Raw genomic sequence first — 10,049 nt, 5'->3', positions numbered from 1 at the left:
GTCTGCTGCCCGGCGGCCGCCCGGCCACCGACCCGCGGGCCCGCGACGAGGTCGCCGCCGCCTGGGGCGTGGCCGCGCTGCCGCACCAGCACGGCCGGGACACCGGCCAGATCATCGAGGCCGCGGCGACCGGTGAGCTCAGCGCGCTCCTGGTGGCGGGCGTCGAGGTCGCGGACCTTCCGGACCCGGCCCGTGCGCTGACCGCGCTGGACGAGGTCGGGTTCCTGGTCAGCCTGGAGCTGCGGCCCTCGCAGGTCACCGACCGGGCGGATGTGGTCCTCCCGGTGGCGGCCGTGGTCGAGAAGGCCGGCACGTTCCTCAACTGGGAAGGCAGGGCCCGGCTGTTCGAGGCCGCGCTCAAACCGGACCAGATGACCCGCCGGCATCTGCTGTCGGACTCCCGGGTGCTGCACATGCTCGCCGACGCCCTCGATGTGCACCTTGCGCTGCCGGACATCCGCTCCGTACGACGCGAACTGGACCGGCTCGGCGGCTGGACGGGCCCGTACGCCGGCGAGCCCATGGAGACCGGGCGCCCGCTGCCCCGCCCCGACGCCGGCGAGGCCGTACTCGCCGGACACCGGCTCCTCCTGGACCAGGGGCTGCTCCAGGAAGGCGACGAGGCGCTGGCCGGCACCCGGCACGCCGCTGTCGCCCGGCTGTCGCAGGCCACCGCGCAGGAGACCGGCGTCAAGGACGGTGACCTGCTGGCGGTCACCGGACCGGCCGGCCCGGTCCACCTGCCGCTTCAGGTCACACCGATGCCCGACCGGGTGGTGTGGCTGCCGCTCAACTCCACGGGCGGTGGCGTCGCCGCCGACACCGGGGCACACCCCGGTGACCTGGTGAAGATCTCCGCCGTTCCGGGCACGCCGGAGCCGGCCAAGGAGGTGGACGCATGATGCAGCAGCTCGATCAACTGGCCGCTGCCGGAAGCGCGCTGGCCCAGGAAGACCTGTCGATGTTCGGCCGCGACCCGTGGTGGCTCGTCGTCATCAAGGCCGTCTTCTGCTTCGCGTTCCTGATGCTGACGGTGCTGTTCTCGATCGTCTGGGAACGCAAGGTCGTCGCCTGGATGCAGCTGCGCATCGGCCCCAACCGGCACGGTCCCTGGGGGATGCTGCAGTCCCTCGCCGACGGCATCAAGCTGATGCTGAAGGAGGACCTGATCGTCAAACGGGCCGACAAGGTGGTCTACATCCTCGCGCCGATCGTGGCGGCCATCCCGGCCTTCATGGCGATCGCGGTGATCCCCTTCGGCCCGGCCGGCAACGAGATCTCGATCTTCGGCGTCCGCACCCCGATGCAGCTGACCGACCTGCCGATCGGCGTCCTCTACATCCTGGCCACGGCCTCGGTCGGCATCTACGGCATCGTGCTGGCGGGCTGGTCCTCCGGCTCGACCTATCCGCTGCTCGGCGGTCTGCGCTCGTGCGCACAGATGATCTCGTACGAGATCGCGATGGGCATGTCGTTCGCGGCGGTGTTCCTCTACTCCGGATCGATGTCGACCTCGACGATCGTGGAGTCGCAGCAGAACAGGTGGTACGTCCTGCTGCTGCCGGTGTCCTTCATCATCTACATCGTCGCGATGGTGGGCGAGACCAACCGCGCGCCGTTCGACATGCCGGAGTCCGAGGGCGACCTCGTCGGCGGCTTCAACACCGAGTACTCGTCGATCAAGTTCGCGATGTTCATGCTCGCCGAGTACATCAACATGGTCACCGTCTCGGCGGTCGCGGTCACCCTCTTCCTGGGCGGCTGGAAGGCGCCCTGGCCCGTCTCCACGTTCTGGGAGGGCGCGAACCACGGCTGGTGGCCGATGCTCTGGTTCGTCATCAAGGTGCAGCTGCTGCTGTTCTTCTTCATCTGGCTGCGCGGCACCCTTCCGCGCGTGCGCTACGACCAGTTCATGAAGCTGGGCTGGAAGGTCCTCATCCCGGTCTCGATGGTCTGGCTGATGCTGGTCGCCACCGTCCGGGCGCTGAAGAACGAGGGCTTCAACTTCTCCCAGATCGTGCTGTACGTCGCCGGCGGCGCCGTCGCACTGCTGCTGATCTCCCTGGTCGTGGACTTCTTCCGGCGCGCCGAGCCGGAGGAGGAGACGGACGGCGACGGGGCCTTCGACCCGATGGCCGGCGGCTTCCCCGTACCGCCGCTGCCCGGGCAGAGCCTGCCGCCGGTGCCGCGTCGACGCCCGCGCGGGGGAGACCGAGAGTTGATTGTCAGTGGTCGGGTGGACACTGTCAGTGACGGAAATGAGACCGACGGAAAGGGGGGCGACGGTGCCTGAGTTCCAGAACCCCGTGGCCGGCTTCGGCGTGACCTTCAAGGCCATGTTCAAGAAGCGGCTGACCGAGCAGTACCCGGAGGAGAAGAAGCCGACGGCGCCGCGTTTCCACGGCCGGCACCAGCTCAACCGTCATCCGGACGGGCTGGAGAAGTGCATCGGCTGCGAGCTGTGCGCCTGGGCCTGCCCGGCGGACGCGATCTATGTCGAGGGCGCGGACAACACCGACGAGGAGCGCTACTCCCCGGGGGAGCGCTACGGCCGCGTCTACCAGATCAACTATCTGCGCTGCATTCTGTGCGGCCTGTGCGTGGAGGCCTGCCCCACCCGCGCGCTGACCATGACCAATGAGTACGAACTCGCCGACAGCTCCCGTGAATCGCTCATCTACACCAAGGAAGAGCTGCTCACGGGCCTGCAGGACACCATGGTCGACAGCCCGCACGCGATCTTCCCCGGCATGACGGAGAAGGACTACTACAACGGGCTGGTCACCGAGGCCGCGCCCGAGACGGTCCGTCAGGTCGCGGTCTCCAAGGGCGAGCAGCCCGACGAGAAGGCTCAGGAAAAGGAGGCGAACGCATGACCGGCCTCGCCGCCGCGGCCTCAGTGACCTCCTCGGGGGAGGCCGTGCAGTTCTGGATCCTGGGCATCGTCGCCGTCGTCGGCGCACTGTGCACGATTCTGATGAAGCGGGCCGTGCACAGCGCCCTCTCGCTCGCCGGGACCATGATCGTCCTGGCGGTCTTCTACCTCGCCAACGGCGCCTACTTCCTCGGCGTCGTACAGATCGTGGTCTACACGGGCGCGATCATGATGCTCTTCCTGTTCGTCGTCATGCTGGTCGGTGTCACCGCGGCGGACTCCCTCAAGGAGACGCTCAAGGGCCAGCGCTGGCTCGCCGCCGGCCTGGGCATCGGCTTCGGCATCCTGCTGATCGCCGGCATCGGCAACGCCTCGCTCAAGGAGTTCAACGGCCTGGGCGAGGCCAACGCCGGCGGCAATGTGCAGGGCCTGGCCGCGCTGATCTTCACCAAGTACGTCTTCGCCTTCGAAATCACCGGCGCGCTGCTGATCACGGCGGCCGTCGGCGCGATGGTGCTCACCCACCGGGAGCGTACGGAGCGCGCCAAGTCGCAGCGTGAGCAGTCCGAGGCGCGCATCCGCGAGGGCAAGCAGGTACCGCCGCTGCCGGCCCCGGGTGTCTACGCCCGGCACAACGCCGTGGACATCCCCGGTCTGCTGCCCGACGGCACCCCGTCCGAGCTGTCCGTCAATCCGACGCTGCGCGAGCGCGGCCAGATCCGCGATGTCTCCGGCGAGTCGCTCGCCGAGCTCAAGGCGCTGGAACAGCGCTCCGAGGAGTGGCTGGGCCGGAGCGCCGAGGACGAGCCCAAGCCCCCGGCGTCCGGTGGCGCGGCGCCGAAGGAGCACAAGGAGGGGGCCAAGAAATGAGCCCGGTCTACTACCTCTATCTCGCCGCCCTGTTGTTCACCATCGGCGCGGCCGGGGTGCTGATCAGGCGGAACGCCATCGTGGTGTTCATGTGCATCGAGCTGATGCTCAACGCCTGCAATCTCGCCTTCGTCACCTTCTCGCGGATGCACGGGAATCTGGACGGCCAGATCATCGCCTTCTTCACGATGGTCGTCGCCGCGGCCGAGGTCGTCGTCGGCCTGGCGATCATCGTGACGATCTTCCGCACCCGTCATACGGCCTCGGTCGACGACGCCAGCCTGATGAAGCTGTAAGGGGTCGCACAAAGTGGAGAACTTGATCGCGCTGCTTGTCGCGGCACCGCTGGTCGGTGCGGCCCTGCTGTTGTGCGGCGGCAAACGACTCGACCGCACCGGCCACTGGATCGGCTCGCTCCTCGCGGTGGCGTCGTTCGCCGTCGGGGTGGCGCTCTTCGCCGACATGCTCGGCAAGAGCGCCGGGCACCGCGCCCTGCACCAGCATCTGTTCAGCTGGATCCCGGTCGGCGGCTTCCGCGCCGATGTCGCCTTCCAGCTCGACCAGCTGTCGATGACGTTCGTCCTGCTGATCACCGGTGTCGGCTCGCTGATCCACATCTACTCGATCGGCTACATGGAGCACGACGAGCGGCGCCGCCGCTTCTTCGGCTACCTCAATCTCTTCCTCGCGGCGATGCTGCTGCTCGTCCTCGCCGACAACTACCTTCTGCTGTACGTCGGCTGGGAGGGCGTCGGCCTCGCCTCGTACCTCCTCATCGGCTTCTGGCAGCACAAGCCCAGTGCGGCCACCGCCGCCAAGAAGGCGTTCCTCGTCAACCGCGTCGGCGACATGGGCCTGTCCATCGCGATCATGCTGATGTTCACGACGTTCGGGACCTTCGCCTTCGGCCCGGTGCTCGCCTCGACCGGCGACACTTCCGAGGGCAAGCTGACCGCCATCGGACTGATGCTGCTGCTGGCCGCCTGCGGTAAGTCGGCGCAGGTGCCGCTGCAGTCCTGGCTCGGCGATGCGATGGAGGGCCCGACCCCGGTCTCGGCCCTGATCCACGCCGCCACCATGGTCACCGCCGGCGTGTATCTGATCACCCGCTCCGGGGCGATCTTCAATGCCGCACCGGACGCGCAGACCGCTGTCGTCGCGGTCGGCGCGGTCACCCTCCTCTTCGGTGCGATCGTCGGTTGCGCCAAGGACGACATCAAGAAGGCACTGGCCGGCTCGACGATGTCGCAGATCGGCTACATGATCCTGGCCGCCGGCCTGGGCCCGATCGGCTACGCCTTCGCGATCATGCACCTGGTCACCCACGGCTTCTTCAAGGCAGGCCTCTTCCTCGGCGCCGGCTCGGTGATGCACGGGATGAACGACGAGGTGGACATGCGCCGCTACGGCGGTCTGCGGAAGTACATGCCGGTCACCTTCATCACCTTCGGCCTCGGCTATCTGGCGATCATCGGCTTCCCCGGTCTGTCCGGCTTCTTCTCCAAGGACAAGATCATCGAGGCGGCGTTCGCCAAGGGCGGCACCGAGGGCTGGATCCTCGGCGGCGCGGCCCTGCTGGGCGCCGCGATCACCGCGTTCTACATGACACGGGTGATGCTGATGACGTTCTTCGGCGAGAAGCGCTGGGACCCGAGTGAGGTGCATCCGCACGAGTCACCGAAGGTCATGACGATCCCGATGATCGTGCTCGCCGTCGGATCGGTCTTCGCCGGCGGACTGTTCAGCGTCAACGAGGCCTTTGTGAAGTGGCTGGAGCCGGTCACCTCGTTCGCGCACGGCCACTCCCCGGTCAGCGCCACCGTCGTCACCGCCTCGACCATCGTGGTGCTGCTCATCGGGGTCGGCATCGCCTGGCTGATGTACGGCCGCAAGCCCGTTCCGTCGCTCGCCCCGCGCGGCTCGCTGCTGACCCGGGCCGCCCGCCGCGATCTGCTCCAGGACGACTTCAACCACATCGTTTTCGTGCGCGGCGGCGACCACGTCACCCGCACACTCGTCCAACTCGACCGCTCCCTGGTGGACGGCGCGGTCAACGGTACGGCGGCCTCCATGGGCGGACTCTCCGGCCTGCTGCGCCAGTTGCAGAGCGGGTTCGTCCGCTCGTACGCGGTCCAGATGCTGGGCGGGGCCGCCGTTCTCGTCGCCGCGACCCTGCTGATGAGGGGTGTCTGAGCCATGTCGTTTCCCCTGCTGACGGCGGCAGCCGTGGTGCCGGCGATCGGCGCGATCGCCACCGCCGCGCTGCCCGCCGCCAAGCGCACCGCGGCCAAATGGCTCGCGCTGCTCTTCTCGCTGGCCACCTTCGTACTCGCCCTGGTGATCGCGTTCCGCTTCGAGCCCGGCGCCAAGGGCCCGTACCAACTCACCGAATCACACGCCTGGATCCGGGACTTCGGGGTCCGCTACGAACTCGGCGTGGACGGCATCGCGGTCGCCCTGATCGCGCTGACCGCCCTGCTGATCCCGTTCGTCATCCTGGCGGGCTGGCACGACGCCGACCCCCTCGAAGAGGCCACGCCCAACCGGCGCTGGCGGCCCACCCAGGGCTTCTTCGCGCTGATCCTGGCCGTCGAGGCGATGGTGGTCATCTCCTTCGAGGCCACCGATGTGTTCCTCTTCTACATCTTCTTCGAAGCCATGCTGATCCCGATGTACTTCCTCATCGGCGGCTTCGGGGACGGTGCCGGACAGGGCGGCGAGGAGCAGGCGGCCGGCCGGCGGTCGTACGCCGCGGTGAAGTTCCTGCTCTACAACCTCGCCGGCGGTCTGATCATGCTGGCCGCGGTGATCGGGCTGTACGCCGTCACCGCCGACCAGCTGGGCACCGGCACCTTCTCGCTCCAGCAGATCGTCGAGGCGCGGGCCGCCGGCAAACTCGACATCGCCACCGGCACCGAACGGCTGCTCTTCCTCGGCTTCTTCTTCGCCTTCGCGGTGAAGGCGCCGCTGTGGCCGCTGCACACCTGGCTGCCGGGCGCCATGGCCGAGTCGACCTCACCGGTCGCGGTGCTGATCACCGCGGTGGTCGACAAGGTCGGCACGTTCGCCATGCTCCGCTTCTGCCTCCAGCTCTTCCCGGAGGCCAGCAGCTGGGCCACCCCGGTCATCCTGGTGCTCGCGCTGATCAGCATCGTCTACGGCGCACTGCTCGCGGTCGCCCAGCGGGACATCAAGCGGCTGATCGCCTACGCCTCGATCTCCCACTTCGGCTTCATCATCATGGGCATCTTCGCGATGACGTCCCAGGGCCAGGGCGGCGCGACGCTCTACATGGTCAACCACGGCATCTCGACCGCCGCACTGATGCTGGTGGCCGGCTTCCTGATCAGCCGCCGCGGCTCGCGGCTGATCGCGGACTTCGGCGGCGTCCAGAAGGTCGCCCCGCTCCTTGCCGGTACGTTCCTCATCGGCGGTCTGGCCACCCTCTCGCTGCCCGGCCTGGCGCCGTTCATCAGCGAATTCCTGGTCCTGGTCGGCACGTTCAGCCGCTATCCGGTGATCGGCATCCTCGCCACCCTCGGCATCGTCCTCGCCGCCCTCTACGTCCTGGTCCTCTACCAGCGGACCATGACCGGGCCGGTGAAGGCCGAGGTGAAGAGCATGCCCGACCTCAGGGTCCGGGAGCTGGTGGTGGTGGCGCCGCTGATCGCGCTGCTGATCTTCCTCGGGGTGTATCCGAAACCGCTCACCGACATCGTCAATCCGGCGGTTGACCACACCCTGTCCGTCGTGGACAAGAAGGATCCCAAGCCCACTGTGCAGGTGAACGCCGTGCCCGGTGGAGGCCGGCACGGCCACGCCGCGCCTGATCAAGACGTGGAGGCCGCGAAGTGACTTCCGTGGCAAGTGTCCACAGCCTGTGGACGGTGGCGGCCGGCGCACCGGGCAAGATCCCGGGGCCGCACATCGAGTACGCCCAGCTGTCGCCGACCCTGATCGTGCTCGGCGCGGCGGTGGTCGGCATCCTGATCGAGGCGTTCGTGCCGCGCCGCAGCCGCTACTACTCCCAGCTGTTGCTGTCCGTGGTGTCGCTGGCCGCCGCGTTCGCCGCGGTGATCGGCCTGGCGGCCGGCGGCTTCGGCTCGTCCAAGGCGCATATCGCCGCGATGGGCGCCATCGCCGTCGACGGCCCCGCGCTGTTCCTGCAGGGCACGATCCTGCTGGTCTCCCTGATCGCCGCCTTCACCTTCGCCGAGCGCCGGCTCGACCCGGCAGCGCACGGTAACCACGTGGACTCCTTCGCCGCGCAGCCCGCGGCCGTGCCCGGCGGCGCGGCCGAACAGGCCGCGGTCAAGGCCGGGTTCACCACCACCGAGGTCTTCCCGATCCTGCTGTTCGCGGTCGGCGGGATGCTGGTGTTCCCGGCGGCCAACGACCTGCTGACGCTCTTCGTCGCGCTGGAGGTCTTCTCCCTCCCGCTGTACATCCTGTGTGCGCTGGCCCGCCGCCAGCGGCTGCTGTCGCAGGAGTCCGCGGTGAAGTACTTCCTGCTCGGCGCGTTCTCGTCGGCCTTCCTGCTGTTCGGCGTGGCCCTGCTGTACGGCTACGCGGGCACGGTGACGTACGCCGGGATCGCCGAGGTGGTCTCGGACGGCGCCAAGCAGATCGATCCGGCGCTGGCCGGCACGATGGGCAATGACGCGCTGCTGCTGATCGGCGCGGCGCTGGTGCTGATGGGGCTGCTGTTCAAGGTCGGTGCGGTCCCGTTCCATATGTGGACCCCGGACGTCTACCAAGGCGCCCCCACCCCGGTCACCGGCTTCATGGCGGCCGCCACCAAGGTCGCGGCCTTCGGCGCGCTGCTGCGTCTGCTGTATGTCGTCCTGCCGGGTATGCGCTGGGACTGGCGGCCGGTGATGTGGGGCGTCGCGATCATCACGATGCTGGGCGGTGCGATCGTCGCCATCACCCAGACCGACATCAAGCGGCTGCTGGCCTACTCCTCCATCGCGCACGCCGGATTCATCCTCGCCGGTGTGATCGCCACCAGCGAGGACGGCATCTCCTCGGTGCTCTTCTACCTCGGTGCCTACTCCTTCGTGACGCTCGGCGCCTTCGCCGTCGTCACCCTGGTGCGGGACGCCGGCGGCGAGGCCACCGCGCTGTCCAAGTGGGCGGGGCTCGGGCGGCGTTCGCCGCTGGTGGCCGCGGTCTTCGCGATCTTCCTGCTGGCCTTCGCCGGCATCCCGCTGACCTCCGGGTTCGCCGGAAAGTTCGCGGTGTTCAAGGCGGCGGCGCAGAGCGGTGCGGGCTGGCTGGTGGTGGTCGGTGTCATCTCGTCGGCCATCGCCGCGTTCTTCTACATCCGCGTCATCGTGCTGATGTTCTTCAACGAGCCCAAGGCCGACGGCCCGACCGTCGCGGTGCCCAGCCCGCTGACGACCACGGCCATCGCCATCGGCGTCACGGCCACGCTGGTGCTGGGCCTGGCGCCGCAGTACTTCCTCGACCTGGCAGGCCAGGNGGCGTCACGGCCACGCTGGTGCTGGGCCTGGCGCCGCAGTACTTCCTCGACCTGGCAGGCCAGGCAGGGGTCTTTGTGCGCTGAGGACCGGCATCCGCGTACGCCAACGGCCGCCGCGCGGCATCCCCCGAGGGGTGCCGGGCGGCGGCCGTTGGTGCGCGGGCGCGGGGTCAGCTGTTGGGGATGCCGCTCGGCAGCTGCGGCATGTCGGGGATCTTGATGCTGCCGTCGCTGGACTTGGTGTACTTCTCGGTGGGGCCGCTCTTCCAGTCGACCGTCAGGCTCTTGCCGTCCGAGCCGGGCTTGAGGGTGCCCATGGTGCGGGTGGTGTCCCCGTCGGTGCACTTGAGGACCGCCATGGACACCCCGGCCATCTCCTGGACCTTGCCCAGACAGGCGGCCTTGTGACCGTTGCTGAACGCGACGGTGCCCTTCGTGATCACGAGGATCATCGGGCTCTTGTCCGAGCCGGCCTTCCAGGCGCCCTCGACCGACGTGGGGCCCGCGGGCTTGTCGGCGTCCGACGGAGTCGACGGCGCGGCCTCCGGCGTCTTGCTCGGCTTGCTGTCGCTGCCGTTGTTGCCGCTGCTTCCGCAACCGCTGAGCAGCATCGCGGCGATGGCTGCCGCCCCGGCGATCTGCGCTGCCTTGCGCACGTACGTCTCCTCCGTTGTGGGACAGGGAGACGTGAGGCTAGCAGCGGGCCCGGCGGCCTCCGAGCCCTCGCCCGGATTGCGGCAGCGCCGGTACGGAGTTGGTGTGGGGCTGTGACGCGCAATGTGGATGGGGCGGGCGAAGGGGGGTGAGGCGGGCATATGG

The 10,049-nt window shown here is 68.7% G+C and carries 8 protein-coding genes and 1 pseudogene; 8 read left to right on the top strand and 1 reads right to left on the bottom strand.

Features of this window, described 5'->3' with window-relative positions; all coding sequences use genetic code 11:
- The 8 genes and pseudogenes from DY245_RS13165 to nuoN all read left to right on the top strand — a co-directional run.
- Nucleotides 1-902 (top strand): molybdopterin-dependent oxidoreductase (locus DY245_RS13165; protein ID WP_147318339.1); only part of this gene is annotated, 902 nt, incomplete at its 5' end.
- Nucleotides 902-2,293: an NADH-quinone oxidoreductase subunit NuoH gene (gene nuoH / locus DY245_RS13160; protein WP_425329379.1), complete on the top strand. Its 1,392-nt coding sequence runs from the start codon at nt 902-904 to the stop codon at nt 2,291-2,293. The genes DY245_RS13165 and nuoH, both read left to right, overlap by 1 nt.
- A complete protein-coding gene (gene nuoI / locus DY245_RS13155) occupies nt 2,286-2,876 on the top strand; it encodes an NADH-quinone oxidoreductase subunit NuoI (RefSeq protein ID WP_181923658.1) in 591 nt (196 codons plus the stop codon). Before nuoH ends, nuoI begins: the two co-directional genes overlap by 8 nt.
- Complete coding sequence (locus tag DY245_RS13150) at nt 2,873-3,745, top strand: NADH-quinone oxidoreductase subunit J (RefSeq protein ID WP_128506905.1); 873 nt, start codon at nt 2,873-2,875, stop codon at nt 3,743-3,745. The genes nuoI and DY245_RS13150 overlap by 4 nt, the downstream gene beginning before the upstream one ends.
- Nucleotides 3,742-4,041 carry an NADH-quinone oxidoreductase subunit NuoK gene (gene nuoK, locus DY245_RS13145; RefSeq protein WP_128506903.1) on the top strand — a complete coding sequence of 100 codons (300 nt, stop codon included), beginning with the start codon at nt 3,742-3,744 and terminating at the stop codon, nt 4,039-4,041. The genes DY245_RS13150 and nuoK overlap by 4 nt, the downstream gene beginning before the upstream one ends.
- A gap of 13 nt (nt 4,042-4,054) precedes the next feature.
- Complete coding sequence (nuoL, locus tag DY245_RS13140) at nt 4,055-5,938, top strand: NADH-quinone oxidoreductase subunit L (RefSeq protein WP_128506901.1); 1,884 nt, start codon at nt 4,055-4,057, stop codon at nt 5,936-5,938.
- 3 nt (nt 5,939-5,941) lie between these two features.
- Nucleotides 5,942-7,600: an NADH-quinone oxidoreductase subunit M gene (locus DY245_RS13135; protein WP_128506899.1), complete on the top strand. Its 1,659-nt coding sequence runs from the start codon at nt 5,942-5,944 to the stop codon at nt 7,598-7,600.
- Nucleotides 7,601-7,632: 32 nt separating this feature from the next.
- A pseudogene (nuoN, locus tag DY245_RS13130) lies at nt 7,633-9,229 on the top strand (NADH-quinone oxidoreductase subunit NuoN); the annotation flags it as partial.
- A gap of 171 nt (nt 9,230-9,400) precedes the next feature.
- Here the strand turns inward: nuoN and DY245_RS13125 are convergent.
- Nucleotides 9,401-9,886: a hypothetical protein gene (locus DY245_RS13125; RefSeq protein ID WP_128506896.1), complete on the bottom strand. Its 486-nt coding sequence runs from the start codon at nt 9,884-9,886 to the stop codon at nt 9,401-9,403.
- Between the last annotated feature and the right edge of the window lie 163 nt (nt 9,887-10,049).

The organism is Streptomyces inhibens (assembly GCF_003389455.1).
Lineage (GTDB): Bacteria > Actinomycetota > Actinomycetes > Streptomycetales > Streptomycetaceae > Streptomyces > Streptomyces inhibens.
The sequence above is the reverse complement of the archived record's forward strand: the minus strand, read 5'-3'. Positions and strand labels throughout refer to the sequence as shown.